The 25813-nt window shown below is 64.6% G+C and carries 23 protein-coding genes; 13 read left to right on the forward strand and 10 right to left on the reverse strand.

The features are described from left to right. Positions 1-41: 41 nt before the first annotated feature. From rseP to rpsB, 8 genes are all read right to left on the reverse strand, one after another. On the reverse strand, positions 42-1394 hold the full coding sequence (gene rseP, locus V9K84_RS15830) for an RIP metalloprotease RseP (RefSeq protein ID WP_054915001.1): 1353 nt from the start codon (positions 1392-1394) through the stop codon (positions 42-44). Positions 1395-1451: 57 nt separating this feature from the next. Next, on the reverse strand, positions 1452-2642 hold the full coding sequence (gene ispC, locus V9K84_RS15835) for a 1-deoxy-D-xylulose-5-phosphate reductoisomerase (protein WP_338791216.1): 1191 nt from the start codon (positions 2640-2642) through the stop codon (positions 1452-1454). Continuing rightward, positions 2639-3454 carry a phosphatidate cytidylyltransferase gene (locus V9K84_RS15840; RefSeq protein WP_054915002.1) on the reverse strand — a complete coding sequence of 272 codons (816 nt, stop codon included), beginning with the start codon at positions 3452-3454 and terminating at the stop codon, positions 2639-2641. The genes ispC and V9K84_RS15840 overlap by 4 nt, the downstream gene beginning before the upstream one ends. Then, positions 3454-4209: a polyprenyl diphosphate synthase gene (uppS, locus tag V9K84_RS15845; protein WP_043863255.1), complete on the reverse strand. Its 756-nt coding sequence runs from the start codon at positions 4207-4209 to the stop codon at positions 3454-3456. Before uppS ends, V9K84_RS15840 begins: the two co-directional genes overlap by 1 nt. Positions 4210-4227: 18 nt before the next feature. Further along, positions 4228-4785: a ribosome recycling factor gene (frr, locus tag V9K84_RS15850; protein WP_043863254.1), complete on the reverse strand. Its 558-nt coding sequence runs from the start codon at positions 4783-4785 to the stop codon at positions 4228-4230. Beyond that, the gene (pyrH, locus tag V9K84_RS15855) at positions 4782-5525 is read right to left on the reverse strand and encodes a UMP kinase (protein WP_038614006.1); all 744 of its coding nucleotides are present in this window, start codon (positions 5523-5525) and stop codon (positions 4782-4784) included. The genes frr and pyrH overlap by 4 nt, the downstream gene beginning before the upstream one ends. Positions 5526-5707: 182 nt before the next feature. Further along, positions 5708-6571 carry a translation elongation factor Ts gene (tsf, locus tag V9K84_RS15860; RefSeq protein WP_043863253.1) on the reverse strand — a complete coding sequence of 288 codons (864 nt, stop codon included), beginning with the start codon at positions 6569-6571 and terminating at the stop codon, positions 5708-5710. A 193-nt stretch (positions 6572-6764) separates the two neighbouring features. Beyond that, positions 6765-7505 carry a 30S ribosomal protein S2 gene (rpsB, locus tag V9K84_RS15865; protein WP_043863252.1) on the reverse strand — a complete coding sequence of 247 codons (741 nt, stop codon included), beginning with the start codon at positions 7503-7505 and terminating at the stop codon, positions 6765-6767. 345 nt (positions 7506-7850) lie between these two features. On the opposite strand from rpsB, the gene map reads away from it, so the two are divergent. From map to V9K84_RS15890, 5 genes are all read left to right on the forward strand, one after another. Then, positions 7851-8633: a type I methionyl aminopeptidase gene (gene map / locus V9K84_RS15870; protein ID WP_043863251.1), complete on the forward strand. Its 783-nt coding sequence runs from the start codon at positions 7851-7853 to the stop codon at positions 8631-8633. A gap of 20 nt (positions 8634-8653) precedes the next feature. Beyond that, positions 8654-11356, forward strand: coding sequence for a [protein-PII] uridylyltransferase (locus tag V9K84_RS15875; RefSeq protein ID WP_043863250.1), 2703 nt, complete (start codon positions 8654-8656; stop codon positions 11354-11356). Between the two features lie 23 nt (positions 11357-11379). Further along, positions 11380-12573, forward strand: a complete 1194-nt coding sequence (dapC, locus tag V9K84_RS15880; RefSeq protein WP_054915003.1) for a succinyldiaminopimelate transaminase — start codon at positions 11380-11382, stop codon at positions 12571-12573. Positions 12574-12667: 94 nt separating this feature from the next. Continuing rightward, on the forward strand, positions 12668-13411 hold the full coding sequence (locus V9K84_RS15885; RefSeq protein ID WP_088514541.1) for a M12 family metallopeptidase: 744 nt from the start codon (positions 12668-12670) through the stop codon (positions 13409-13411). A gap of 137 nt (positions 13412-13548) precedes the next feature. Further along, entirely contained in the window at positions 13549-14298 is a 750-nt protein-coding gene (locus V9K84_RS15890; protein WP_088514542.1) for a peptidase M12, read from the forward strand. 36 nt (positions 14299-14334) lie between these two features. On the opposite strand, the gene V9K84_RS15895 is transcribed toward V9K84_RS15890, so the two are convergent. Continuing rightward, a complete protein-coding gene (locus tag V9K84_RS15895; protein ID WP_088514543.1) occupies positions 14335-15981 on the reverse strand; it encodes a Na+/H+ antiporter in 1647 nt (548 codons plus the stop codon). Between the two features lie 158 nt (positions 15982-16139). Here V9K84_RS15895 and pncA point away from each other — a divergent pair, with 158 nt between their 5' ends. From pncA to V9K84_RS15920, 5 genes are all read left to right on the forward strand, one after another. Beyond that, complete coding sequence (gene pncA, locus V9K84_RS15900) at positions 16140-16829, forward strand: bifunctional nicotinamidase/pyrazinamidase (protein WP_058541486.1); 690 nt, start codon at positions 16140-16142, stop codon at positions 16827-16829. Between the two features lie 68 nt (positions 16830-16897). Next, positions 16898-17245 carry an ArsC family reductase gene (locus tag V9K84_RS15905; protein WP_043863246.1) on the forward strand — a complete coding sequence of 116 codons (348 nt, stop codon included), beginning with the start codon at positions 16898-16900 and terminating at the stop codon, positions 17243-17245. 39 nt (positions 17246-17284) lie between these two features. Beyond that, on the forward strand, positions 17285-18319 hold the full coding sequence (gene dapD / locus V9K84_RS15910; protein ID WP_043863245.1) for a 2,3,4,5-tetrahydropyridine-2,6-dicarboxylate N-succinyltransferase: 1035 nt from the start codon (positions 17285-17287) through the stop codon (positions 18317-18319). Between the two features lie 54 nt (positions 18320-18373). Beyond that, complete coding sequence (locus tag V9K84_RS15915; RefSeq protein WP_088514544.1) at positions 18374-19579, forward strand: cysteine desulfurase; 1206 nt, start codon at positions 18374-18376, stop codon at positions 19577-19579. Beyond that, positions 19576-19986, forward strand: coding sequence for a SufE family protein (locus tag V9K84_RS15920; protein WP_088514545.1), 411 nt, complete (start codon positions 19576-19578; stop codon positions 19984-19986). Before V9K84_RS15915 ends, V9K84_RS15920 begins: the two co-directional genes overlap by 4 nt. On the opposite strand, the gene tcdA is transcribed toward V9K84_RS15920, so the two are convergent. Next, a complete protein-coding gene (gene tcdA / locus V9K84_RS15925) occupies positions 19965-20789 on the reverse strand; it encodes a tRNA cyclic N6-threonylcarbamoyladenosine(37) synthase TcdA (RefSeq protein WP_088514546.1) in 825 nt (274 codons plus the stop codon). The genes V9K84_RS15920 and tcdA overlap by 22 nt on opposite strands. Positions 20790-21078: 289 nt before the next feature. On the opposite strand from tcdA, the gene V9K84_RS15930 reads away from it, so the two are divergent. From V9K84_RS15930 to V9K84_RS15940, 3 genes are all read left to right on the forward strand, one after another. Continuing rightward, the gene (locus tag V9K84_RS15930) at positions 21079-23670 is read left to right on the forward strand and encodes a glycosyltransferase (protein ID WP_088514547.1); all 2592 of its coding nucleotides are present in this window, start codon (positions 21079-21081) and stop codon (positions 23668-23670) included. Between the two features lie 177 nt (positions 23671-23847). After that, positions 23848-24999, forward strand: coding sequence for a succinyl-diaminopimelate desuccinylase (gene dapE / locus V9K84_RS15935; RefSeq protein ID WP_043863240.1), 1152 nt, complete (start codon positions 23848-23850; stop codon positions 24997-24999). After that, the gene (locus tag V9K84_RS15940; protein WP_088514548.1) at positions 24999-25811 is read left to right on the forward strand and encodes a putative RNA methyltransferase; all 813 of its coding nucleotides are present in this window, start codon (positions 24999-25001) and stop codon (positions 25809-25811) included. Before dapE ends, V9K84_RS15940 begins: the two co-directional genes overlap by 1 nt. The last annotated feature ends 2 nt before the right edge of the window (positions 25812-25813 follow it).

A 25813-nucleotide genomic window follows, 5' to 3' on the forward strand; every position in this document is an offset into this window, starting at 1 on the left:
ACCCACCGCGGGACGCGGCAGGTTCGCAATTGAGCGAAGCGTTACAGTCGACCCAAATCGTTGATCAGGGCAAGCAACATCACCCCGACTACCAAACTGATACCGATCTGGACCCCCCAACCTTGCACCCGATCCGAAAGCGGACGACCACGCGCCCATTCGATCAGGTAAAACAGCAAATGCCCCCCATCCAGTACAGGAATGGGCAGCAAATTAAGAACCCCCAGGCTAATGCTCAGGTAGGCGAGGAAATTCAGGAAATCCCCAACGCCGGACTGGGCCGAAGCGCCCGCCACTTTAGCAATGGTTATCGGTCCGCTCAAGTTTTTTACCGAGAGCTCGCCGAACAGCATTTTCTTCAGCGAATCGAGGGTCAGCACGCTCATGTTCCAGGTGCGCGAAACACCCTCGCCCAGGCCCTGCAGCGGGCCATAACTGACCTCGCGCAACATGGCCGCAGGCCACTCCACCGGCGCCACGCCTGCCCCCAGGTAACCACTGGCATTCTGGCCTTCGCCACGGCTGGCGAGGGTTACCGGCAACTCCAGCGTCGCCCCGTCACGCGCCACGCTCAGCACGATGCGGCTGCCGGCACGGCCGCGCACGGTGTCCACCACCTGCTGCCAATCGTCAAGCGCCTTGCCGTCGAGTGCCAGCAGGCGGTCGCCGGTTTTCAGACCGGCGGCCTGGGCCGGCCCCTTGGGATCAAGTTCGGCCAGCACCGGCACCAGCGCCGGGCGCCATGGGCGGATGCCCAGGGAGCGGATCGGATCGGGCTCGTCGGCACCCTTGAGCCAGGCATCGAGCTTGAGCACATGGCTGCTGTCGGTGCTGGCACCCTCTTCACGCACGCTGACCTGCAGCGCACCGCTTTCACCCAGCCGGCGCACCAGTTGCAGGTTGACCGCGGCCCAGCCGTTGGTCGGCTTGCCGTCGACCGCGACGATCTCCTGGCCGGCGCTAAGGCCCGCGGCGGCCGCCAGGCTGCCAGCCTCGACCGCGCCGATGACCGGCCGCGCCTGCTGGCTGCCAAGCATGGCCAGTGCCCAGAAGAACACGATGGCCAGCAGAAAGTTGGCGATGGGGCCGGCGGCGACGATAGCGATGCGCTGGCGCACGCTCTTGCGGTTGAACGACTGCTCCAGCTGGTCGGCAGGCACTTCGCCTTCGCGCTCGTCGAGCATCTTCACGTAGCCGCCCAGGGGAATGGCGGCCACCACGAACTCGGTGCCATGGCGGTCATGCCAGCGTACCAGCGGCATGCCGAACCCTACGGAAAACCGCAAAACCTTGACGCCGCAGCGCCGCGCCACCCAGAAGTGACCGAACTCGTGAAAGGTGACCAGCACGCCCAATGCGACCAGGGTGCCGATAATCATGTAGAGCGCACTCATGTCTTTCTCCGAATAGCGTTCAGCGGGAGCGGGCGCAACCCGTGGCGACGTCGCACCTCAGACCCCGTGACGATCCAACCAGTGCCCGGCCAGGCTGCGTGCACGCTGGTCGGCTGCAAACACCGCCTCCAGCGTCGGCACGGCAACGACCGCTTCCTGGTTGAGCACGTGCTCGATGATACTCGGGATCTGCGGGAAGCGGATGCGCCGCTGAAGAAATGCCTCGACGGCCACTTCATTGGCCGCATTGAGCATCGCAGGGGCACTGTTGCCGGCGTCCGCCGCTTCACGCGCCAGGCGCAGACACGGAAAGCGCTGCTCATCCGGCGCCTGGAAATCGAGGCGGGCAACGGCGAACAGGTCCAGCGGCGCCACACCCGAGTCGATGCGCTGCGGCCAGGCCAGGGCGTTGGCGATCGGCGTGCGCATGTCGGGGTTGCCCAACTGCGCCAGCACCGAACCATCGACGTAGTCGACCAGCGAGTGAATCACGCTTTGCGGGTGGACCACCACCTCGACCTGGGCAGTCCTGGCATCGAACAGCCAGCACGCCTCGATCAGCTCCAGGCCCTTGTTCATCATGCTGGCCGAGTCGACGGAGATCTTGCGCCCCATGGACCAGTTCGGGTGCGCACAGGCCTGCTCCGGGGTGACGTGCTCCAGCTCGGCCTGCGGCGTTTCACGAAACGGACCACCGGAGGCGGTCAGCAGGATGCGCCGCACACCCACCTGGGCCAGGCCGCGGGCATAGTCACCGGGCAGGCACTGGAAGATCGCGTTGTGCTCGCTGTCGATCGGCAGCAGTACCGCACCACTGCGCTGCACGGCCTGCATGAACAGGGCGCCGGACATCACCAGCGCCTCCTTGTTGGCCAGCAGCACCTTCTTGCCCGCCTCCACTGCGGCCAGGGTCGGACGCAACCCCGCCGCACCGACGATGGCCGCCATCACCGCATCCACCTGCGGGTCGGCCGCCACCTGGCACAGGCCCTGCTCGCCCACCAGCACCTCGGTACTCGACCCCGCAGCACGCAGGTCGGCCTGCAACTGCTGCGCGGCCTCATCGCCCGGCACCACGGCAAACACCGGAGCATGGCGCAGGCACAGGGCCAGCAGCTCGCCCAGGCGCGAATAGCCGCTCAGGGCATAGGCCTGGTAGCGCTCGGGGTGACGGGCAATCACGTCCAGTGTGCTCAGGCCAATGGAGCCTGTAGCGCCCAGCACCGTGATCCGTTGCGGGCGGCTCACAGCGCGCCCCAGTTGGCGGCCCACAGCAGCACGGCAAACAGCGGGATGGCAGCCGTGAGGCTGTCGATGCGATCCAGTACCCCACCGTGCCCCGGCAGCAGGTTGCTGCTGTCCTTGATCCCGGAACGGCGCTTGAACATGCTTTCGGTCAGGTCGCCGACCACCGACACCAGTACCACGACGGCGGCACCGAACAGACCGAGGATCAGCTCGCCGGCGCTCCACTCGCGGGTCACGCCCACCACCGCCGTGATCACCAGGCTCAGCGCCAGGCCACCGTAGACACCTTCCCAGCTCTTGCCGGGGCTGACCTGCGGCGCCAGCTTGCGCTTGCCAAAGGCCCGGCCCGAGAAGTAGGCGCCGATATCGGCGCCCCATACCAGGACCATCACCGCCATGATCAGCCAGTTGCCCAGGGGCCAGTGCTTGATCAACACCAGGCCTTGCCAGGCCGGCAACAGCACCAGCAGGCCGATCAGCAGGCGGCAGGCCACACTGGCCCACAGCTCGCTGGTACGCGGGTAGGTCAGCACCAGCCAGGTGGCCAGCGCCCACCACAGCACCGAAACGCCCAGCACCCAGGGTGCCAGCTCCGGCATCAGGTGCAGCAGCATCAGCAGGCCGGCGACCACCACGGCATAGGCAACCCGCAGGCCCTGGGCGATCAGCCCGGCCAGGCGGGCCCATTCCCAGGCCCCGAGGGTGACCACCAGGCCGATGAACAAGGCAAAGTTCGCCCCGTCGAGCAGGAAAAACCCGCACAGGGCAATCGGCAACAGAATCAGCGCAGTGATGATGCGTTGTTTAAGCATTAAGCACGGGCTCCAGCCTCGACCTGCTCGCTGGTTTTACCGAAGCGGCGCTGGCGCGAAGCGAAATCGGCCAATGCAGTGCGCATGGCCTCGTGTTTGAAGTCCGGCCAGAACAGGTCGGAGAAATACAGCTCGGCGTACGCCAGCTGCCACAGCAGGAAGTTGCTGATGCGGTGCTCGCCACCGGTGCGGATGCACAGGTCGGGCAACGGCAGATCGCCTGTCGCCAGGCACGGCTGCAGCAACTCGGGGGTGATGTCTTCCGGGCGCAGATGCCCGGCCTGCACTTCACGCGCCAGGCGCTGGGCGGCCTGGGCGATATCCCACTGCCCACCGTAGTTGGCGGCGATCTGCAGGATGAAGCGATTGCTGCCTGCGGTCAGCGCCTCGGCCTCGCGCATGGCAGCCTGCAACTCAGGGTGAAAGCGCGAGCGATCACCGATGATGCGCAGGCTGATGTTGTTCTCGTTGAGCCGCCTGGCCTCGCGACGCAGCGCCGAGAAGAACAGCTCCATCAGCGCACCGACCTCGTCGGCCGGGCGCTGCCAGTTCTCGCTGGAGAACGCGAACAGGGTCAGGACCTCGACCTTGGCCTCGGCGCACACCTCGATGACCGCGCGCACCGCATCCACGCCTGCCTTGTGCCCGGCAACGCCGGGCAACAGGCGCTTCTTCGCCCAGCGATTATTTCCATCCATGATGATCGCGACATGGCGCGGCACCGATGGAGGCACACCCTGCTTGGTCTTTTCCATTGAAAAAAGTCCCGGCCCTTAAACGGCCATCAGGTCCTTTTCTTTCTCTTCGGTGGCCTTGGTGATCTGGGCCTCGGTATCTTTGGTCAGCTTGTCGATATCAGCGATGGCGCGACGCTCTTCGTCTTCACTGATTTCCTTGTCCTTGACCAGCTTCTTCAGCTCACCCAGAGCATCGCGGCGAATGTTGCGCACAGCAACGCGCGCGTCTTCGGCCGCACTGCGCGCCTGCTTGGTGAAGCCCTTGCGGGTTTCTTCGGTCAGGGCTGGCATGCTGATCAGCAGCAGCTCACCCAGGTTGGTCGGATTGAGATTCAAACCGGCGCTCTGGATGGCCTTGTCGACGGCAGCGAGCATGTTGCGCTCGAACGCCACGACTTGCAGGGTGCGCGAATCTTTCACGGTGACGTTGGCCACGCCGCTGATCGGGGTGTCGGTACCGTAGTAAGGCACCATCACGCTTGCCAGGATGCTGGGGTGTGCCTTGCCGGTACGAATCTGGCCGAACGCGTAAGCCAGAGACTCCAGGGATTTCTGCATACGCGCTTGGGCGTCTTTCTTGATTTCGTTGATCATTTTTGAACTTCCTCGATCAGGGTCCCTTCAGCGCCACCATGCACGATGTTCAGCAGGGCGCCAGGCTTGTTCATGTTGAAGACGCGCAACGGCATCTTGTGGTCTCGGCACAGACAGATAGCTGTCAGGTCCATCACGCCCAGCTTGCGATCCAGCACTTCATCGTAGGTAAGATGATCGAACTTCTCGGCATGCGGGTCTTTGAATGGGTCTGCAGTGTATACACCATCGACCTTGGTTGCCTTCAATACCACGTCGGCATCGATTTCGATGGCGCGCAGGCAGGCGGCGGAGTCGGTGGTGAAGAACGGGTTGCCGGTACCGGCCGCGAAAATTACCACTTCTTTCGAGTTCAGGTGGCGCATGGCCTTGCGGCGATCGTAGTGATCGGTCACGCCTACCATGGAGATCGCCGACATGACGATGGCGGTGATGTTGGCGCGCTCCAGCGCATCGCGCATGGCCAGCGCATTCATTACCGTGGCCAGCATGCCCATGTGGTCGCCGGTAACGCGATCCATGCCCGCTGCGCTGAGCGCCGCGCCACGGAACAGGTTGCCGCCACCGATCACCAGGCCGACCTGCACACCGATACCGACCAGTTGGCCGACTTCCAGCGCCATGCGATCCAGCACCTTGGGGTCGATGCCGAACTCTTCCGAGCCCATCAGGGCCTCGCCGCTAAGCTTGAGTAGAATGCGTTTATAGCGAGCTTGATAACCACTGCCCTGCTGAGCCATTGCGAATCTCTCCTGCGGCGTTTTGAAAAAAAATCTGGGCGGGCTGTTTTCAGCCTGCTAACTGTAGCGTGGCGCAGCGACTGCGCCAGCGAAAGGGCGGCGTTGTAAACCGCCCCCGCTTTGACAAAGAGGCTGCGCGCGTGAGCGGGCAGCCTCTTTGGGGCGACAGAGGTGACTCTGTCTTACTGCTTGGCAGCAGCCAGCTGTGCAGCAACTTCTTCAGCGAAGTTGTCGACTGGCTTCTCGATGCCTTCGCCTACCTTGAAGTAGGTGAAGGAAACGATTTCGGCACCGGCTTTCTTGGCCAGCTCGCCGACCTTGATTTCCGGGTTCATGACGAAGGCTTGCTCGACCAGGCTGGCTTCGGCCAGGAACTTCGAGATACGGCCTTTGACCATGTTCTCGACGATGTTCTCAGGCTTGCCTTTGATCTTCTCTTCGTTCAGCTGCAGGAACACGGCTTTTTCGCGCTCGATCGCTTCAGCCGAAACTTCCGACGGCAGCAGGAACTCAGGGTTGCTTGCCGCCACGTGCATGGCGATCTCTTTGGCCAGTTGGACGTCGCCGCCCTTCAGGACCACTGCAACACCGATCTTGTTGCCGTGCAGGTAGGTACCGACAACGTCACCTTCAACGCGCACCAGGCGACGGATGTTGACGTTTTCGCCAACCTTGGCCACCAGGGCTTCACGAGCAGCTTCACGCGCAGCGATCAGCGGCGCAGCGTCGGTCAGTTTTTCAGCGAAGGCTTGCTCGACGCTTTCGGCGACGAAGGCCTTGAAGTCGTCTTGCAGGGCCAGGAAGTCGGTCTGCGAGTTCACTTCCAGCAGGACAGCGGACTTGTCGTCGGCCTTGATGGCGATGGCGCCTTCAGCGGCAACGTTGCCAGCTTTCTTGGCTGCCTTGATGGCACCCGAAGCGCGCATGTCGTCAATGGCTTTTTCGATGTCGCCGCCAGCCTTTTCCAGGGCTTTCTTGCAATCCATCATGCCTTCGCCGGTACGCTCGCGCAGTTCTTTTACCAGCGCTGCAGTAATTGCTGCCATTTCAAATTCCTCTTGGATAGGTTTTCAACCATTCCACCCGATACCTGACGGGCGTTCAATTCTGGAAATCCACTGCCAGAGCACATGCAGTTCGCAATGATGCAACGGCGACGCTGACAAGAGGATTTCAAGGTGGCAAAAAGGGGGCCAAGCCCCCTTTTTGCGTGCCGAGTCGACGCTAAGCGTCAGTTACTCAGGCTTCGGCAGCCGGTGCAGCTGCTTCTTCTGCGAACACTTCGGTGCCGCCGGCAACGTTGTTGCGACCACGGATAACGGCGTCAGCCATCGAACCCATGTACAGCTGGATGGCGCGAATGGCGTCATCGTTGCCTGGGATGATGTAGTCAACGCCTTCCGGGCTGCTGTTGGTATCGACAACGCCGATGACCGGGATACCCAGCTTGTTGGCTTCGGTGATAGCGATGCGCTCGTGGTCAACGTCGATCACGAACAGGGCATCAGGCAGGCCGCCCATGTCCTTGATACCACCCAGGCTGCGGTCCAGTTTTTCCAGATCGCGGGTGCGCATCAGCGCTTCTTTCTTGGTCAGCTTGGTGAAGGTACCATCTTCGGCCTGGGTTTCCAGGTCGCGCAGACGCTTGATCGAAGCACGGATGGTCTTGTAGTTGGTCAGCATGCCGCCCAACCAGCGGTGATCGACGTACGGCGAACCGCAACGTGCTGCTTCTTCAGCAACGATCTTGCCAGCGGAACGCTTGGTGCCGACGAACAGAATCTTGTTTTTACCCTGGGCCAGGCGCTCTACGAAGGTCAGTGCCTCGTTGAACATCGGCAGGGTTTTTTCAAGGTTGATGATGTGGATCTTGTTGCGCGCGCCGAAAATGTACTTGCCCATTTTCGGATTCCAGTAACGGGTTTGGTGACCGAAGTGCACACCGGCCTTCAGCATATCGCGCATGTTGACTTGGGACATGATAGTTCCTTGATAAGTCGGGTTGGGCCTCCACGTATCCCAATGACCAACCCCGAAACCGAAGTCAGGGGCACCCAGGCCATCGTGTCGACACGTGTGTGGGTTTGAGCAGACGGGGCTATCCCCGAAAGCGGCGCATTTTATACCACACAAGTGAGCCGAGCGAAACCGAAAAAACAGACGACACCCGAGGGTTGCACCCGCCCTGCTCACGCAGCGACCGATGCAATCAACATAAATAGTAGGCAATGCCCCGCAGCCCAGGCCCCAGCCCGCCGCCTCGCTCTGTTAGAATCACGCCTTTCCCGTTTCATTTGCGCCTGCGCGCGCCGTAGAGAGCCTGCAATGACCGTCACTATCAAAACCGCCGAAGACATCGAAAAGATGCGCGTCGCCGGCCGCCTGGCCGCCGAAGTCCTGGAGATGATCGAAGAACACGTCAAGCCCGGTGTCACCACCGAGGAACTCGACCGCCTGTGCCACGACTACATCGTCAACGTGCAGCAGGCCATCCCCGCGCCCCTGAACTACAAGGGCTTCCCCAAGTCGATCTGCACCTCGGTCAACCACGTGGTGTGCCACGGCATCCCGGGCGACAAGCCGCTCAAGGATGGCGACACGCTGAACATAGACGTGACCGTGATCAAGGACGGCTACCACGGCGACACCAGCCGCATGTTCCACGTCGGCACCGTGCCGGTATGGGCCGAGCGCCTGTCCCAGGTCACCCAGGAGTGCATGTACAAGGCCATCGAGCTGGTCAAGCCGGGCTGCCGCCTGGGCGACATCGGCGAAGTGATCCAGAAGCACGCCGAAAAGAACGGCTTCTCGGTGGTGCGCGAGTTCTGCGGCCACGGTATCGGCAAGGTGTTCCATGAAGAGCCGCAGATCCTGCACTACGGCCGCGCCGGTACCGGCATGGAACTCAAGGAAGGCATGACCTTCACCATCGAGCCGATGATCAACCAGGGCAAGGCCGACACCAAGGTGCTGGGCGACGGCTGGACCGCCATCACCAAGGACCGCAAGCTCTCGGCGCAGTGGGAACACACCCTGGTGGTCACCGCCACCGGCTACGAGATCTTCACCCTGCGCAAGGACGACACGATCCCGCGCACTTCGGCCTGACCCTCACAGGAACGTCATCGATGCCCCAGGTGGACCCCGAGCTGTTCGACCGCGGCCAGTTCCAGGCGGAACTGGCCCTCAAGGCCAGCCCCATAGCGGCCTTCAAGAAAGCCATCCGCCAGGCCGGCGAGGTGCTCGACGGGCGCTTTCGCAGCGGCCGCGAGATCCGCCGACTGATCGAGGACCGCGCCTGGTTCGTCGACAACATCCTGCAACAGGCATGGAACCAGTTCAGCTGGAGCGAAGCCGCCGACATCGCCCTGATCGCCACCGGCGGCTACGGGCGCGGCGAGCTGCACCCCTACTCCGACATCGACCTGCTGATCCTGCTCGATGACGCCGACCACGAGGTGTTTCGCGACTCGATCGAGCGCTTTCTCACCCTGCTCTGGGACATCGGCCTGGAAGTCGGCCAGAGCGTGCGCTCGGTGGACGAATGCGCCGAACAGGCGCGCGCCGACCTCACGGTGGTCACCAACCTGATGGAAAGCCGCACCATCTGCGGCCCCGAACACCTGCGCCAGCGCATGCTCGAGGTCACCAGCACGGCGCACATGTGGCCGAGCAAGGAATTCTTCCTGGCCAAGCGCGCCGAGCAGAAGGCGCGCCACCACAAGTACAACGACACCGAGTACAACCTGGAACCCAACGTCAAGGGCTCCCCCGGCGGCCTGCGCGACATCCAGACCGTGCTCTGGGTAGCGCGCCGCCAGTACGGCACGCTCAACCTGCATGCGCTGGCCGGCGAAGGCTTCCTGCTGGAGAGCGAGAACAACCTGCTGGCCTCGTCCCAGGAGTTTCTGTGGAAGGTGCGCTACGCCCTGCACATGCTCGCCGGGCGCGCCGAAGACCGCCTGCTGTTCGACCACCAGCGCAGCATCGCCGCGTTGCTGGGCTTTACCGACGACAACCCCAAGCGCGCCATCGAACAGTTCATGCAACAGTACTACCGGGTGGTGATGAGCATCGCCGAGCTCAGCGACCTGATCATCCAGCACTTCGAGGAAGTCATCCTCGCCGATGACAGCGCCAGCAGCACCCAGCCGCTGAACCCGCGCTTCCAGCTGCATGACGGCTACATCGAGGCGGTGCGCAGCAACGTGTTCAAGCGCACCCCGTTCGCCATGCTCGAGATCTTCGTGCTAATGGCCCAGCACCCCGAAATCAAGGGCGTGCGTGCCGACACCATCCGCCTGCTGCGCGAGCACCGGCACCTGATCGACGACGAGTTCCGCAACGATATCCGCAACACCAGCCTGTTCATCGAGCTGTTCAAGTGCGAGATCGGCATCCACCGCAACCTGCGCCGCATGAACCGCTACGGCATCCTGGGGCGCTACCTGCCCGAGTTCGGCCTGATCGTGGGGCAGATGCAGCACGACCTGTTCCACATCTATACGGTCGATGCGCACACCCTGAACCTGATCAAGCACCTGCGCAAACTGCAGTACACCCCCGTGTCCGAGAAATTCCCGCTGGCCAGCAAGCTCATGGGGCGCCTGCCCAAGCCCGAGCTGATCTACCTCGCCGGCCTGTACCACGACATCGGCAAGGGGCGTCAGGGCGACCATTCCGAGATCGGTGCGGTGGACGCCCAGGCATTCTGCAGCCGCCACCAGTTGCCCGCCTGGGACAGCCGGTTGATCGTGTGGCTGGTGCAGAACCACCTGGTGATGTCGACCACTGCCCAGCGCAAGGACCTCTCCGACCCGCAGGTGATCCACGACTTCGCCCAGCTGGTCGGCGACCTGGTGCACCTGGACTACCTCTATGTGCTCACCGTGGCCGACATCAACGCCACCAACCCGAGCCTGTGGAACTCCTGGCGCGCCAGCCTGCTGCGCCAGCTCTACACCGAAACCAAGCGGGCCCTGCGCCGCGGCCTGGAAAACCCGCTGGAACGCGAAGAGCAGATCCGCCAGACCCAGAGCGCAGCTCTGGACATCCTGGTACGCGAAGGCACCGACCCGGACGACGTCGAACAACTGTGGTCGCAACTGGGCGATGACTACTTCCTGCGCCACACCGCCGCGGACGTGGCCTGGCACTCCGACGCGATCCTGCAGCAGCCGGCCGACGGCGGCCCGCTGGTGCTGATCAAGGAGACCACCCAACGCGAGTTCGAGGGCGGTACGCAGATCTTCATCTATGCCCCCGACCAGCACGACTTCTTCGCCGTGACCGTGGCCGCGATGGACCAGCTCAACCTGAACATCCACGACGCACGCATCATCACCTCCAGCAGCCAGTTCACCCTCGACACCTACATCGTGCTCGACAACGACGGCGGCTCGATCGGCGACAACCCGCAGCGCGTCAAGGAAATCCGTGAAGGCCTCACCGAAGCCCTGCGCAACCCCGACGACTACCCCACCATCATCCAGCGTCGGGTACCGCGCCAGCTCAAGCACTTCACCTTCGCGCCCCAGGTGACCATCCTCAACGATGCCCAGCGCCCGGTGACCATCCTCGAGCTCAGCGCCCCGGACCGCCCGGGCCTGCTGGCACGCATCGGCAAGATCTTCCTGGAGTTCGACCTGTCGTTGCAGAACGCCAAGATCGCCACCCTGGGCGAGCGGGTGGAAGACGTGTTCTTCATCACCGACGCCGACAACCAGCCGCTGTCCGACCCTGAACTGTGCCGCCGCCTGCAGGCCGAGATCGTCGAGCAGCTGCGCGTCGACCAGGCCACCGGCGTCGAGATGACCCGCCTCACCCTTTGACCGATTGACGAGACCCAGCGCCAATGAACAACGCTTTGAACCAGCTTCAGCCCTACCCGTTCGAGAAACTGCGTGCCCTGCTCGATGGCGTGACGCCGGCCGCAGACAAGCGCGCCATCGCCCTGTCGATCGGCGAGCCCAAGCACGCCTCGCCGGCATTCGTGGCCAAGGCGCTGGCCGACAACCTCGACAAGATGGCGGTGTACCCCACCACCCTGGGCCTGCCCGCGCTACGCGAAAGCATCGTGCACTGGTGCGAGCGCCGCTTCGGTGTACCGGCCGGCTGGCTGAATGCCGCACAGCACGTGCTGCCCGTCAACGGCACCCGCGAGGCGCTGTTCGCCTTCACCCAGGCGGTGGTCAGCCGTGGTGAGGACGCGCTGATCGTCAGCCCCAACCCGTTCTACCAGATCTACGAAGGTGCCGCGTTGCTCGCCGGCGCCCAGCCGCACTACCTGCCGTGCCTGGACAGCAACGGCTTCAACCCGGACTTCGACGCGGTGCCAGCCGAGATCTGGCAGCGTTGCCAGATCCTTTTCCTGTGCTCGCCAGGCAACCCGACCGGCGCACTGGTGCCGCTGGACACCCTGAAAAAACTCATCGCACTGGCCGACGAGCACGACTTCGTGATCGCCGCCGACGAGTGCTACAGCGAGCTGTACTTCGACGAGCAGGCCCCGCCACCCGGCCTGCTCAGCGCCTGCGTGGAACTTGGCCGCAGCGACTTCAAGCGCTGCGTGGTGTTCCACAGCCTGTCCAAGCGCTCCAACCTGCCAGGCCTGCGTTCGGGCTTCGTGGCCGGCGATGCCGAGATTCTCAAGGCCTTTTTGCTCTACCGCACCTATCACGGTTGCGCGATGCCGGTACAGACCCAGCTGGCGAGCATCGCCGCCTGGAACGACGAGGCGCATGTCCTGGAGAACCGCGACCTGTATCGCGAGAAGTTCGACGCCGTGCTGCAGGTGCTGGCCCCGGTAATGGATGTACAGAAGCCCGACGGCGGTTTCTACCTGTGGCCGAAGGTCCCCGGCGATGACGCGCAGTTCTGCCGCGACCTGTTCGAACAGCAGCACGTGACCGTGGTGCCGGGCTCGTACCTGTCTCGCGAGGTGGAGGGCTTCAATCCGGGGGCCGGACGCGTGCGCCTGGCGCTGGTGGCCCCGCTGGCCGAATGTGTCGAGGCGGCCCAGCGCATCCGCGCATTCGTCGAAGGCTGAGCCGGTACGCCTGGTCGGCCGACCGATAGATAAGTAACGCCCAAGGCCCGGTCGGCCCGCCAATCATGGAGCTCCACTCAACAGGAGCTCCAGCATGGACATACCAACCTTGTGCAAGGTCACCCAGGTGGCCGATCAGCAGCAATCCTACGAAACTGCCCTGAAAGAAAACCCGCTCAACGCCCCGCAGCCCTCGCGCTCGGGTCGTCAGAAACGCGGCGTTGCCTACCACAGCCGCCTGTGGGCGCCGGGCCGCACCCTGCTCATCGCCTTCGCGGCCGACGTACCGGAACAGACGCAACAGAGCATCTTCGAGGTTGCCTGCCAATGGCTGGCGTACGCCAACCTCAAGTTCCAGCGCACCGCCGACTGGGCCGAGGCACAGATCAGGATCGAGATGAAGCCAAGCGGCACAGGGATCAACCATTCACTGGTCGGTACCGACGCCTTGCTCCGTAAAGACAGCACCATGACCCTCAGCGACTGGCCTGGCGATGAGCAGTTCCAGCGCAGCGTGCTGCATGAGTTCGGGCACGCGCTGGGCCTGGACCATGAGCATCAGCACCCGGATGCGGACATCCAGTGGAACCTGGTCAAGCTGCTGGAATACGCCGAAAAGGTCGGCATGCCCATGGAAGAGATTGCTGAAAACTTCCTCAACAGGATCGAACGCACGCAGGCATTGCACAACGCCTACGACCCGGGTTCGGTCATGCACTACCCGATTCCGGCCACCTTCACCCTGAACAATGTGGCCTTCACCGGCTCGGCGCAGCTCAGTGACGGCGACAAGGCGCTGGCGGGCAAGGCCTACCCCTTCACCCCGGTACACCGGTGAAGTGGGTCCCGCCCAGCCTGAGAGCGGGCGGGACATTCGCTCCAGCGTGCGCCCCCCGGGCGGCCTGAGTACATAACTACCGCCAGCACGTATTGCCACGTGCGCAGACTCCATGCTCCAACCACAGGAGTTCCATCATGCTCAGCCCCTACCTGCCCCGCCCTGCCCTCGCCATCGCCCCCCAGGCGTCCTACGAGCTGGCAATCACCGAAAACCCTCGCAACTCCGGCAGCACCGGCAGTGGAGGCCGTCGCAAGCGCTCGCTGGGCGCAACAGGCAAGCTCTGGATGCCTGGACGCACGCTGACCCTTTCGTTTCTCAACGTCAAAAACCCCTCACTGAAGTCGGACTACCATGCCATGGCTCGCCAATGGATCGAGCTGTCAGGCGCCAACCTGCACCTGGAGCTGGTGGATGACGACGACATGCAGGCCGACCTGCGGGTGGCAACCAATCCCAAGGCCTATTACAGCTGGGCGGCATGCGGCACCGATGCCCTGAGCCCTGAATACACTGACCGGCCGAATGTGAGCCTGGGCCTGACCAGCGAGCACAAGCTGTACCAGTTCAACGCCCTGCACGAATTCGGTCATGTGTTTGGTGCCGACCACGAGCACTTGCACCCCGATGCCAGCATTCCCTGGGACGAAGCCAAGGTCATCAGCACCTACATGGCCGAGTGGGGTACCACCGAGGAGGACGTGCGCAGCAACTTTCTGGACAAGCGCGAAAACACCGGGCTCATAAAGACCGACTATGACATCCGTTCGGTCATGCACTACCCAGTCGAGCAGAAGTTCACCCTCGGCGATTGGGAGTGCGGTATCAACAACAAACTCTCCGAAAAGGACTGCGAGTTCATGCGCCTGGCCTACCCGCACGACTGACCCTCAGCGCGGGGCCGCCATGCGACCCCGAGCACTTCACTTGACCGGCCCCAGGTTGGCCTCGCTCATGTCCAGCTCACCCAGCACCTGGCGCACCACGTCATCACCGATCTGGTGCTGGCGGTGCAGGCTGTACAGCTCCAGACGCTGCGCCCGCAGCGCCCGCAGACGCAGGCGTCGCTCCAGCTGATCCATCTGCGCGGCCAGCGCCTGGGCCTCGGCACTGTCGTTGAACACGTCCAGTTGCTGCCGGTACTCGGCCATCAGGCGCGCCTTCAACTCGGCGGCCAGTGCGGCCTGGGAAGCATCCTGGGGCGCGCCGGGCTCCACCAGCTCCTCGGCCTCCAACGCATGGATCGCCGCCTCGGCGGTGCGCCGCCAGGCCTCGCGCGCCTCCTGGCGCAGGGTATCGTCGGGGCTCTTCTCCACCCCGCGCAGCAGCAACGGCAAGGCAATGCAGGCCGATACCAGCGACAGCAGAATCACCCCTGCGGCAATGAAGATCAGCAGGTCGCGTTCGGGGAACGCCTTGCCCGCGCCGATCAGCAGCGGCACCGACATCACGCCCGCCAGGGTCACCGCCCCGCGCACGCCGCCCACGGTCAGCAGCCAGCACGAACGTGCGTTGGGCACCAGCACCAGGTCTTCCTTGCCGCGCCAGCGCCGGATCACCCCGATCAGGCGCCAGATGCTCTGCACCCAGATGAACCGCAGCGCCAGCAACACCAGGAAGATCGCCACCACATCCAGGCAGCGGTACAGCAGGGTTGGCCACAGCGATGCCTCATGGCTGGTCACCGCCTTGGCGATATCGGGCAGTTGCAGGCCCAGCAGCAGGAAGATCAGGCCGTTGAAGGCGAACTCCAGCAGCGACCACACACTGCGGTTGAGCAGGCGCGTGCTGGTCTGGCGCGGCAGCAGGTCAAGCCAGCTCTGCATCATGCCCGCCGCCACCGCCGAGAGAATGCCCGAGGCGCCCAGGCGCTCGGCCAGTACATAGGCGGCGAACGGCAGCAACAGCATGAACACCACGTGGGTGGCCGGGTCGTCCCAGCCGCGCGCGATCATCCACACCCGCAGGCGCCCCACCAACCAGCTCAGCGCCACGCCGATGGCCAGGCCACCCACGGCCACCAGCACGAAGGTCACACTGGCCTCGGCCAGCGAGAATACCCCGGTGATCGCCGCCACCAGCGCAAACTTGAACGTCACCAGGCCCGAGGCATCGTTCATCAGCGCCTCGCCCTGCAGCATGTGCATCAACGGGGTCGGCAGGCGATTCTGGCTGATTGCCGACACCGCCACCGCGTCGGTGGGCGACAGCACGGCGGCCAGGGCAAAGGCCACCGGCAGCGGTATGCTCGGCAGGATCCAGTGGATGAAATAGCCGGCCCCCACCACCGTGAACAGCACCAGCCCCACCGCCAGGGTCAGGATCGGCCCGCGCAGGCGCCAGAACTCGCGCTTGGGCATGCGCCAGCCATCGGAGAACAGCAACGGGGGCAAGAACAGGAACAGAAACAGCTCAGGGTCCAGGGCCACGTGCAGGCCCAGGGTCGGCCAGGCCAACAGCGCACCGGCACCAATCTGCACCAGCGGCAGTGGCAGCGGGATCAATCGCCCCACCAGTTTCGAGACACTGACCAGCATCAGCAGGATGAGAACGGTATAGGCTGACTGCATACGGCGTGTTTTTCCTGTTCAGTTTCAAATACGCTCAACGGCCAGGGTTATGCCATTGAAACAACATGTTACCGGGATCTGCATGAACACAACCGCTCCACCTAAGTCGCAGACCCGCCGGCAATCTGTAACACAATGCTACAAAAGAGGAGCCTCGCATGATCACCCCCGCGTCGACCCTATTGACCCACGATAGCCCCAACCGTGCGCTGCTGGTCATCGATGTGCAAAACGATTTCATCCCCGGCGGCGCCCTGGCGGTGCCCGGTGGCGACGAGATCGTGCCGCTGGTCAACCAGCTCGGCCGCCAGTTCGAGCGCGTGGTGCTGGCCCAGGACTGGCACCCGGCCGGGCACGCCTCGTTCGCCTCGAGCCACCCGGGCAAGAATCCGTTCGAGGTCATCGAACTGTCATACGGGCCGCAGACACTCTGGCCCGACCACTGCATTCAAGGGAGCCCCGGCGCACAGTTTCACCCGGACCTGAACATTGCCCACGCACAGCTGATCGTGCGCAAGGGCGGCAACCGCCAGGTCGACAGCTACTCGGCGTTCACCGAAGCCGACCAGACCACCCCCACCGGCCTGGCCGGCAACCTGCGCGAGTGCGGCATCGACACGCTGTTCCTGTGCGGCCTGGCCCTGGACTTCTGCGTGGCCTGGACGGCACTGCACGCACGCCGCGAAGGGTTCGCCACCTATGTGGTGCTGGACGCCTGCCGCGCCATCGATACCGCAGGCTCCTGCGCGGCGGCGATGGCACAGATGCAGGCTGCCGGGGTGCAGTTCATTCAGGCGCGGCAACTGGGCGGCGCCAGCCGTGGCGCCCTGCCCGATGTTGTCGCATAATCCAGCCCACCCATTCTTCGAGGAGTTTCGGGGCGGCTGCGGGAACACCCGCGCGCCCTTAACGTTCAATGGCTTATATTCTCTTCGGCATCAAAGCCTGTGACACGATGAAGAAAGCCCGTACCTGGCTTGAAGAACACCACATCCAGTACGACTTTCACGACTACAAGACCCAGGGTATAGACCGGGACCACCTGAACCGCTGGTGCGACGAGCACGGCTGGCAGGTGGTACTCAACCGCGCAGGCACCACCTTCCGCAAGCTCGATGACGCGCAGAAGGCCGACCTCGACCAGGCCAAGGCCGTCGAGCTGATGCTGGCACAACCCTCGATGATCAAGCGCCCGGTGCTCGACCTGGGCGGCAAGACCCTGGTCGGTTTCAAACCGGACCTGTACGCGGCAGCCCTGCGCTGAACCGCGACGCCTTCACTCAATTTCGCAAGAGGTAACCGCATGTCCACTTCACTGTTCAGCCTGGCCTTCGGCGTCGGCACTCAAAACCGTCAAGGCGCCTGGCTGGAAGTCTTCTACGCGCAGCCACTGCTCGCCCCGAGCGCCGAGCTGGTCGCAGCCGTCGCCCCGATCCTGGGCTATGAAGGCGGCAACCAGGCCATCGCGTTCAGCAACGCCCAGGCCGCGCAACTGGCCGAGGCCGTCAAGGGCGTCGACGCCGCCCAGGCTGCACTGCTGACCCGCCTGGCCGAAAGCAACAAGCCGCTGGTGGCCACGCTGCTGGCCGAAGACGCCACCCTGAGCTCCACCCCTGAGGCCTACCTCAAGCTGCACCTGCTGTCGCACCGCCTGGTCAAGCCCCACGGCCTGAGCCTGGCCGGCATCTTCCCGCTGCTGCCGAACGTGGCCTGGACCAGCCAGGGCGCCATCGACCTGGCCGAACTGGCCGAGCAGCAACTCGAAGCCCGCCTCAAGGGCGAGCTGCTGGAAGTGTTCTCGGTCGACAAGTTCCCGAAAATGACCGACTACGTGGTGCCGAGCGGCGTGCGTATCGCCGACAGCGCCCGCGTGCGCCTGGGTGCCTATATCGGCGAAGGCACCACCATCATGCACGAAGGCTTCGTCAACTTTAACGCCGGCACCGAAGGCCCGGGCATGATCGAAGGCCGCGTTTCGGCGGGCGTGTTCGTCGGCAAGGGTTCGGACCTGGGCGGCGGCTGCTCCACCATGGGCACCCTGTCGGGCGGCGGCAACATCGTCATCAAGGTCGGCGAAGGCTGCCTGATCGGCGCCAACGCCGGTATCGGCATCCCGCTGGGCGACCGCAACACCGTCGAAGCCGGCCTGTACATCACCGCCGGCACCAAGGTGAACCTGCTCGACGAAAACAACGAGCTGGTCAAGGTGGTCAAGGCCCGCGACCTGGCTGGCCAGACCGACCTGCTGTTCCGCCGCAATTCGCTAAACGGCGCGGTCGAGTGCAAGACCCACAAGTCGGCCATCGAGCTGAACGAAGCGCTGCACGCCCACAACTAAGTGGTACGATCGGGTCTGGCCCTCTGCCAGACCCGATATCAGGCCCTACACATCATGTTCCAGCCCTCTCCCTGGCGCGCAGACTTCCCTGCCATCGCCGCCCTGCAACGCCAGCACCAGACCTACCTGGACAGCGCTGCCACCACGCAGAAACCCCAGCACCTGCTCGACGCCCTGAGCCACTACTACACCCAAGGTGCGGCCAACGTGCACAGGGCCCAGCACCTGCCCGGCGCACTTGCCACCCAGGCCTTCGAGGCCAGCCGCGAAAAAGTCGCCGCCTGGCTCAATGCCGCCGATGCGCAGCAGATCGTGTTCACCCATGGCGCCACCTCGGCGCTCAACCTGCTGGCCTATGGCCTGGAATGGCGCCTGGAGGCGGGCGACGAGATCGCCGTCAGCGCCCTGGAGCACCACGCCAACCTGCTGCCCTGGCAGCAGTTGGCCCAGCGCCGCGGCCTCAGGCTGGTGATCCTGCCGCTCGACGCCAACGGGCATATCGACCTGGAGGCGGCCCTGCAACTGATCGGCCCGCGGACCCGTGTGCTGGCGGTGAGCCAGTTGTCGAATGTGCTCGGCACCTGGCAGCCGCTGCAACCGTTGCTCGACCACGCCCGCGCCCAGGGCGCCCTCAGCGTGGTCGATGGCGCCCAGGGCGTGGTGCACGGGCGTCACGATGTACAGCAACTGGGCTGCGACTTCTATGTGTTTTCCAGTCACAAGCTGTATGGCCCGGACGGCCTTGGCGTGCTCTATGGCCGCCGCGAGGCGTTGGGCCTGCTGCGTCACTGGCAGTTCGGCGGCGAGATGGTGCAACTGGCCGGCTACCAGCAGTCGAGCTTTCGCCCCGCCCCGCTGGGTTTCGAGGCCGGCACGCCGCCGATCGCCAGCGTGATCGGGCTGGGTGCCAGCCTGGATTACCTGGCCAGCCTCGACGCCACCAGCGTGGTCGAACATGAAGCCGCCCTGCACCGCCATCTGCTGCGCGGCCTCAACGATCGTGAAGGGGTGCGGATACTGGGCGCGCCGCAACTGGCCCTGGCCAGCTTCGTGGTCGAGGGCGTGCACAATGCCGACCTTGCGCACCTGCTGACCGAACAGGGCATCGCCGTGCGCGCCGGTCATCACTGCGCCATGCCGCTGGTCAACAGCCTGGGCCTGGACGGCGCGATCCGCGTGTCGCTGGCGCTGTACAACGATTCCCACGACCTGAAGCGCTTCTTCAGCGCCCTGGACCAGGCCCTGGAGCTGCTGCGATGAGCCTGCCCGACGCCGCCCGCGAGGCGCTGGATGTATTCGAACAGGCTGCCGGCTGGGAGCAGCGCGCCCGCCTGCTGATGCAATGGGGCGAGCGCCTGCCCCCCCTGGATGCGACGCAGCAGTGCGAGGCCAACCGCGTGCACGGTTGCGAAAGCCAGGTGTGGCTGGTGGCCGAGCAGGTCGAAGGTCGCTGGCACTTCAAGGCCGCCAGCGATGCGCGGCTGCTGCGCGGCCTGCTGGCGCTGCTGCTGGTGCGGGCCGACGGCTTGACCGGCAGCCAGCTGCAGCAGCTAGACCTGCCCGCCTGGTTCACCGCCCTGGGCCTTGGCCGACAGCTCTCGCCGTCCCGCAGCAACGGCCTGAACGCCGTGCTGCAGCGCATGGCTCAGCTCGCCGACGGCGCCTGAGCCGCTACGCGATCGGCCGGGCGGCGCTTGCCACCCACCAGTTTCTCCACGGCCTTGCTGGCAGCGACCATGCCGAAGGTCGCCGTCACCATCATCACCGCGCCGAAACCGCCCGAGCAGTCGAGCTTGACGCCGTCCCCGACGAAGCTCTTCTGCAGGCAGATACCGCCATCGGGCAGCGGATAGCGCAACTGCTCGGTGGAGAACACGCACGGCACCCCGTAGTTGCGGCTCACGTTGCGCGAAAACCCGTGGTCGCGGCGCAGCGTCGAACGCACCTTGGAGGCCAGCGGGTCGTTGACCGTGCGGTTGAGATCGGCCACCTGGATCTGCGTGGGGTCGAGCTGCCCGCCCGCACCGCCGGTGCAGATCACCTGGATCTTGCGCCGCTTGCACCAGGCAATCAGCGCAGCCTTGGCCATCACGCTGTCGATGCAGTCGATCACGCAGTCGATATGGTCGGTGATGGTCTGGGCCAGGTTGTCGCGGGTGACGAAGTCCACCACCGCGTGCACCTTGCAGTCCGGGTTGATTGCGCGCAGGCGCTCGGCCATCACCTCGACCTTGGGCTTGCCCACGTTGCCCTGCAGCGCATGCAACTGGCGATTGGTGTTGCTCACGCACACGTCATCCAGGTCGAACAGCGAAATTTCGCCAACGCCGCTGCGGGCCATGGCCTCGGCCGCCCACGAGCCGACACCGCCGATGCCGACGATCGCCACATGCGCCTCGCGCAGGCGCTGCAAGCCCTGCTGGCCATACAACCGGGCAACACCGGCAAAGCGTGGATCTTCTGTACTCATGGCCCACCCCTGAAAAAACCGGCGCGCATTATAGGCCCCACAACGCAGGATGACAGCCCGCAACCGACGCACTGATTGCCATGAATTGGTAAACCTGGCGCCAACCCTGCTTTAATGACCGGTGCAAACCCTGCTTTGGACGGCAATTGTACGGGCTTCAGAACTTCAGCATCTGAGGAAAATCCAAGCGCTACATGCACCCGTTTCCTATACCACGCTACCTGCCTGGTGCGTAGGATCCGTGCCCGCCGGCGCTTGCCCGTTCCACTTTTCGGAACCCGAAATATCTATGTCATCGCGTAAATTTGGTATCAACCTGGTGGTCGTCATGGCGATTGCCGCGCTATTCACCGGGTTCTGGGCACTGATCAACCGCCCGGTGTCCGCCCCCGACTGGCCGGAGCAGATCTCCGGCTTCTCGTATTCGCCTTTTCGCCTGGGCGAAAGCCCGCAAAAAGGCCAGTACCCGACCGAAGCCGAGCTGCGCGAAGACCTCGAGCAACTGAGCAAGCTGACCGACAGCATCCGCATCTATACGGTGGAAGGCACCCAGGCGCTGATCCCGCGTCTGGCCGAGGAGTTCGGCCTGCGCGTGACCCTGGGTGTGTGGATCAGCCCCGACCTGGAACGCAACGAGCGCGAAATCGAGACCGCCATCCAGTTGGCCAACACCTCGCGCAGCGTGGTGCGGGTGATGGTCGGCAACGAGGCGCTGTTTCGCGAAGAGGTCACCCCCCAGGCCCTGATGGACTACATGGACCGCGTGCGCGCCGCAGTGAAGGTGCCGGTCACCACCAGCGAACAGTGGCACATCTGGAAGGAAAACCCCGAGCTTGCCGGGCACGCCGACCTGATCGCCGCGCACATCCTGCCCTACTGGGAATTCATCCCGGTGAGCCAGGCCGAGCAGTTCGTGCTCGACCGCGCCCGCGAGCTCAAGCAACTGTTCCCGCGCAAGCCGCTGCTGCTGTCCGAGGTCGGCTGGCCCAGCAATGGCCGCATGCGCGGCGGTGCCGACGCCACCCAGGCGGATCAGGCCATCTACCTGCGCAGCCTGGTCAACCTGCTCAACCGCCAGGGCTACAACTACTTCGTGATCGAAGCCTACGACCAGCCCTGGAAAGCCAGTGACGAAGGTTCGGTGGGCGCCTACTGGGGCGTGTTCAATGCCGCGCGCCAGCAGAAATTCAACTTCGAGGGCCCGGTGGTGGCCATTCCGCAGTGGCGCGTGCTGGCCGTGGGCTCGGTGGTGCTGGCGATGCTGTCGCTGACCCTGCTGCTGATCGACGGCTCGGCGCTGCGCCAGCGCGGGCGCACCTTCCTGACCTTCATCGCGTTCCTGTGCGGCTCGGTGCTGGTATGGATCGGCTATGACTACAGCCAGCAGTACAGCACCTGGTTCAGCCTCACCGTGGGTTTCCTGCTGGCGCTCGGCGCGCTGGGGGTGTTCATCGTGCTGCTGACCGAGGCCCATGAACTGGCCGAGGCGGTATGGACGCACAAGCGCCGCCGGCTGTTCCTGCCGGTGGAGGCCGACAGCGCCTATCGACCCAAGGTGTCGGTGCATGTGCCGTGTTACAACGAACCCCCGGAGATGGTCAAGCAGACCCTCGATGCCCTCGCGGCGCTGGACTACCCGGACTTCGAAGTGCTGATCATCGACAACAACACCAAGGACCCGGCCGTGTGGGAGCCGCTCAAGGCCCATTGCGAGCTGCTGGGCGAGCGCTTCAAGTTCTTCCATGTGGCACCGCTGGCAGGTTTCAAAGGTGGTGCGCTGAACTACCTGATCCCGCACACCGCCAAGGACGCCGAAGTGATCGCGGTGATCGACTCGGACTATTGTGTCGACCGCAACTGGCTCAAGCACATGGTGCCGCACTTTGCCGACCCCAAGATCGCCGTGGTGCAGTCGCCGCAGGACTACCGCGACCAGAACGAAAGCACCTTCAAGAAGCTCTGCTACGCCGAGTACAAGGGCTTCTTCCATATCGGCATGGTCACCCGCAACGACCGTGACGCAATCATCCAGCACGGCACCATGACCATGACCCGGCGCTCGGTGCTCGAAGAGCTCGGCTGGGCCGACTGGTGCATCTGCGAAGATGCCGAACTGGGCCTGCGCGTGTTCGAGAAGGGTTACTCGGCAGCGTATTTCCACGAGAGCTACGGCAAGGGCCTGATGCCCGACACCTTCATCGACTTCAAGAAGCAGCGCTTTCGCTGGGCCTACGGCGCGATCCAGATCATCAAGCGCCACACCTCCAGCCTGCTGCGCGGCAAGGACACCCAGCTGACCCGCGGCCAGCGCTACCACTTCCTGGCCGGCTGGCTGCCGTGGATCGCCGACGGCATGAACATCTTCTTCACCGTGGGTGCGCTGCTGTGGTCGGCGGCCATGATCATCGTGCCGCAGCGGGTCGACCCGCCGCTGCTGATCTTCGCGATCCCGCCGCTGGCGCTGTTCGTGTTCAAGGTGGGCAAGATCGTGTTCCTGTACCGCCGCGCGGTAGGGGTCAACCTCAAGGACGCATTCTCGGCGGCGCTGGCAGGGCTGGCGTTGTCGCACACCATTGCCAAGGCGGTGCTGTACGGGTTCTTCACCAGCAGCATTCCGTTCTTCCGCACGCCGAAGAACGCCGACAGCCACGGGCTGCTGGTGGCACTGGCAGAGGCCCGCGAGGAGCTGTTCATCATGCTGCTGCTGTGGGGCGCGGCGCTGGGCATCTACCTGGTGCAGGGCCTGCCGAGCAACGACATGCGCTTCTGGGTGACCATGCTGCTGGTGCAGTCGCTGCCGTACCTGGCGGCGCTGATCATGGCCATGCTGTCGTCGCTGCCCAAGCCTGCGGATGTCACGCAGCCCGCACCTGCCGCCTGATAAACCGCCATCGCGGGTCAAGCCCGCTCCCACAGGGATTGCGCAGTACCTTGTGGGAGCGGGCTTGACCCGCGATAGGCCCGCACAGACAGCACAGATCCACAGTCCCTTCCCCGCACTTTTGCTATAAGATAACGCCCCTTCTTTTTGCCCCAGCCTTGCACCCCGGAGTCCTTCATGACGGCCCCAGCCGACCTCTCGCCTACCCTTGAACTGGCCTGCGACCTGATCCGTCGTCCCTCGGTGACCCCGCTGGACTTCGACTGCCAGAAACAGATGATGCAGCGCCTGGGCGATGCCGGCTTCATGCTCGAACCGATGCGCATCGAAGACGTCGACAATTTCTGGGCCACCCACGGCAGCGACGACGGCCCGGTACTGTGCTTCGCCGGCCACACCGACGTGGTGCCCACCGGCCCGGTGCAGGCCTGGGCCAACGACCCGTTCGACGCCCTGATCGACGCCGACGGCATGCTCTGCGGGCGTGGCGCGGCCGACATGAAGGGCAGCCTGGCCGCCATGATCGTGGCCACCGAGCGCTTCGTCGCCGACTACCCGAACCACAAGGGCAAGGTCGCCTACCTGATCACCAGCGACGAGGAAGGCCCGGCCCATCACGGCACCAAGGCCGTGGTCGAACGCCTGGCGGCGCGCAACGAACGCCTGGACTGGTGCATCGTCGGCGAGCCGTCGAGCACCACCCTGGTCGGTGACGTGGTCAAGAACGGCCGTCGCGGCTCGCTTGGCGCCAGGCTCACCGTGCGTGGCGTGCAGGGCCACGTGGCCTACCCGCACCTGGCGAAGAACCCGATCCACCTGGCCGCCCCGGCCTTGGCCGAACTGGCCGCCGAGCACTGGGACGAGGGCAACGATTTCTTTCCCCCCACCAGCTTCCAGATCTCCAACCTCAACTCGGGGACCGGCGCCACCAACGTGGTGCCAGGCGAGCTGACCGCACTGTTCAACTTCCGTTTCTCCACCGAGTCGACCGTCGAAGGGCTGCAGGCCCGCGTGGCGGCGATCCTCGACAAGCACGGCCTGGACTGGCAGGTGGACTGGGCGCTGTCGGGCCTGCCGTTCCTCACCGAACCGGGCGACCTGCTCGACGCGGTGTCGGCCAGCATCAAGGCCGTGACCGGCCGCGACACCCAGGCCTCCACCAGCGGCGGCACCTCCGACGGGCGCTTCATCGCTACCCTGGGCACCCAGGTGGTCGAACTGGGCCCGGTCAACGCCACCATTCACCAGGTCAACGAGCGGGTCCTGGCCAGCGACCTGGACGTGCTGACCGAGATCTACTACCAGACCCTGACCCGGTTGCTCGTCTGATGCTCATCTGCCCCATCTGCAGCGCCGCGCTCGGCGCCCTGGACAACGGTGTCGGCTGCCCTGCCGGGCACCGCTTCGACCGGGCGCGCCAGGGCTACCTGAACCTGTTGCCGGTGCAGCACAAGAACAGCCGTGACCCTGGCGACAACCAGGCCATGGTCGAGGCACGTCGCGACTTCCTCAATGCCGGGCACTACGCCCCGGTGGCACGGCGCCTGGCCCAGCTTGCAGCCGAGCGCGCGCCTGCGCGCTGGCTGGACATCGGCTGCGGCGAAGGCTACTACACCGCGCAACTGGCCGACGCCCTGCCCCAGGCCGACGGCTATGCCCTGGACATCTCCCGCGAGGCGGTCAAGCGTGCGTGCCGGCGCAACCCGGCACTCACCTGGCTGGTGGCGAGCATGGCCCGGGTGCCACTGGCCGATGCCAGCTGCCAGTTCCTGGCCAGCGTGTTCAGCCCGCTGGACTGGCAGGAAGCCAGGCGCCTGCTCAGCCCCGGCGGCGGCCTGATGCGCGTCGGCCCCACCCGCGGCCACCTGATGGAGCTGCGCGAACGGCTGTACGATGAAGTGCGCGACTATGCCGACGACAAGCACCTGGCCCTGGTGCCCGAGGGCATGCACCACGCCCACGGCGAAGTGCTGGAGTTTCGCCTGAGCCTGGCGGCGCCGGCCGACCGCGCCAACCTGCTGGCCATGACCCCCCATGGCTGGCGCGCCAGCGCAGAAAGACGCGCGGCCGTCATCGATCACCCCGAGCCCTTAGAGGTGACGGTATCGATGCGTTACGATTACTTTGTGCGCCAAGACTGAGC

This window comes from Pseudomonas sp. AE27 (assembly GCF_037113495.1).
Classification (GTDB): Bacteria; Pseudomonadota; Gammaproteobacteria; order Pseudomonadales; family Pseudomonadaceae; genus Aquipseudomonas; species Aquipseudomonas palmensis.

Bases quoted from the DNA above. Each gene is read 5' to 3' on its own strand.
- rseP (WP_054915001.1), bottom strand. From the start codon at position 1,394: ATGAGTGCGCTCTACATGATTATCGGCACCCTGGTCGCATTGGGCGTG.
- V9K84_RS15840 (WP_054915002.1), bottom strand. From the start codon at position 3,454: ATGCTTAAACAACGCATCATCACTGCGCTGATTCTGTTGCCGATTGCC.
- uppS (WP_043863255.1), bottom strand. From the start codon at position 4,209: ATGGAAAAGACCAAGCAGGGTGTGCCTCCATCGGTGCCGCGCCATGTC.
- frr (WP_043863254.1), bottom strand. From the start codon at position 4,785: ATGATCAACGAAATCAAGAAAGACGCCCAAGCGCGTATGCAGAAATCC.
- pyrH (WP_038614006.1), bottom strand. From the start codon at position 5,525: ATGGCTCAGCAGGGCAGTGGTTATCAAGCTCGCTATAAACGCATTCTA.
- tsf (WP_043863253.1), bottom strand. From the start codon at position 6,571: ATGGCAGCAATTACTGCAGCGCTGGTAAAAGAACTGCGCGAGCGTACC.
- rpsB (WP_043863252.1), bottom strand. From the start codon at position 7,505: ATGTCCCAAGTCAACATGCGCGATATGCTGAAGGCCGGTGTGCACTTC.
- map (WP_043863251.1), top strand. From the start codon at position 7,851: ATGACCGTCACTATCAAAACCGCCGAAGACATCGAAAAGATGCGCGTC.
- V9K84_RS15875 (WP_043863250.1), top strand. From the start codon at position 8,654: ATGCCCCAGGTGGACCCCGAGCTGTTCGACCGCGGCCAGTTCCAGGCG.
- dapC (WP_054915003.1), top strand. From the start codon at position 11,380: ATGAACAACGCTTTGAACCAGCTTCAGCCCTACCCGTTCGAGAAACTG.
- V9K84_RS15885 (WP_088514541.1), top strand. From the start codon at position 12,668: ATGGACATACCAACCTTGTGCAAGGTCACCCAGGTGGCCGATCAGCAG.
- V9K84_RS15890 (WP_088514542.1), top strand. From the start codon at position 13,549: ATGCTCAGCCCCTACCTGCCCCGCCCTGCCCTCGCCATCGCCCCCCAG.
- V9K84_RS15895 (WP_088514543.1), bottom strand. From the start codon at position 15,981: ATGCAGTCAGCCTATACCGTTCTCATCCTGCTGATGCTGGTCAGTGTC.
- pncA (WP_058541486.1), top strand. From the start codon at position 16,140: ATGATCACCCCCGCGTCGACCCTATTGACCCACGATAGCCCCAACCGT.
- V9K84_RS15905 (WP_043863246.1), top strand. From the start codon at position 16,898: ATGGCTTATATTCTCTTCGGCATCAAAGCCTGTGACACGATGAAGAAA.
- dapD (WP_043863245.1), top strand. From the start codon at position 17,285: ATGTCCACTTCACTGTTCAGCCTGGCCTTCGGCGTCGGCACTCAAAAC.
- V9K84_RS15915 (WP_088514544.1), top strand. From the start codon at position 18,374: ATGTTCCAGCCCTCTCCCTGGCGCGCAGACTTCCCTGCCATCGCCGCC.
- V9K84_RS15920 (WP_088514545.1), top strand. From the start codon at position 19,576: ATGAGCCTGCCCGACGCCGCCCGCGAGGCGCTGGATGTATTCGAACAG.
- tcdA (WP_088514546.1), bottom strand. From the start codon at position 20,789: ATGAGTACAGAAGATCCACGCTTTGCCGGTGTTGCCCGGTTGTATGGC.
- V9K84_RS15930 (WP_088514547.1), top strand. From the start codon at position 21,079: ATGTCATCGCGTAAATTTGGTATCAACCTGGTGGTCGTCATGGCGATT.
- dapE (WP_043863240.1), top strand. From the start codon at position 23,848: ATGACGGCCCCAGCCGACCTCTCGCCTACCCTTGAACTGGCCTGCGAC.
- V9K84_RS15940 (WP_088514548.1), top strand. From the start codon at position 24,999: ATGCTCATCTGCCCCATCTGCAGCGCCGCGCTCGGCGCCCTGGACAAC.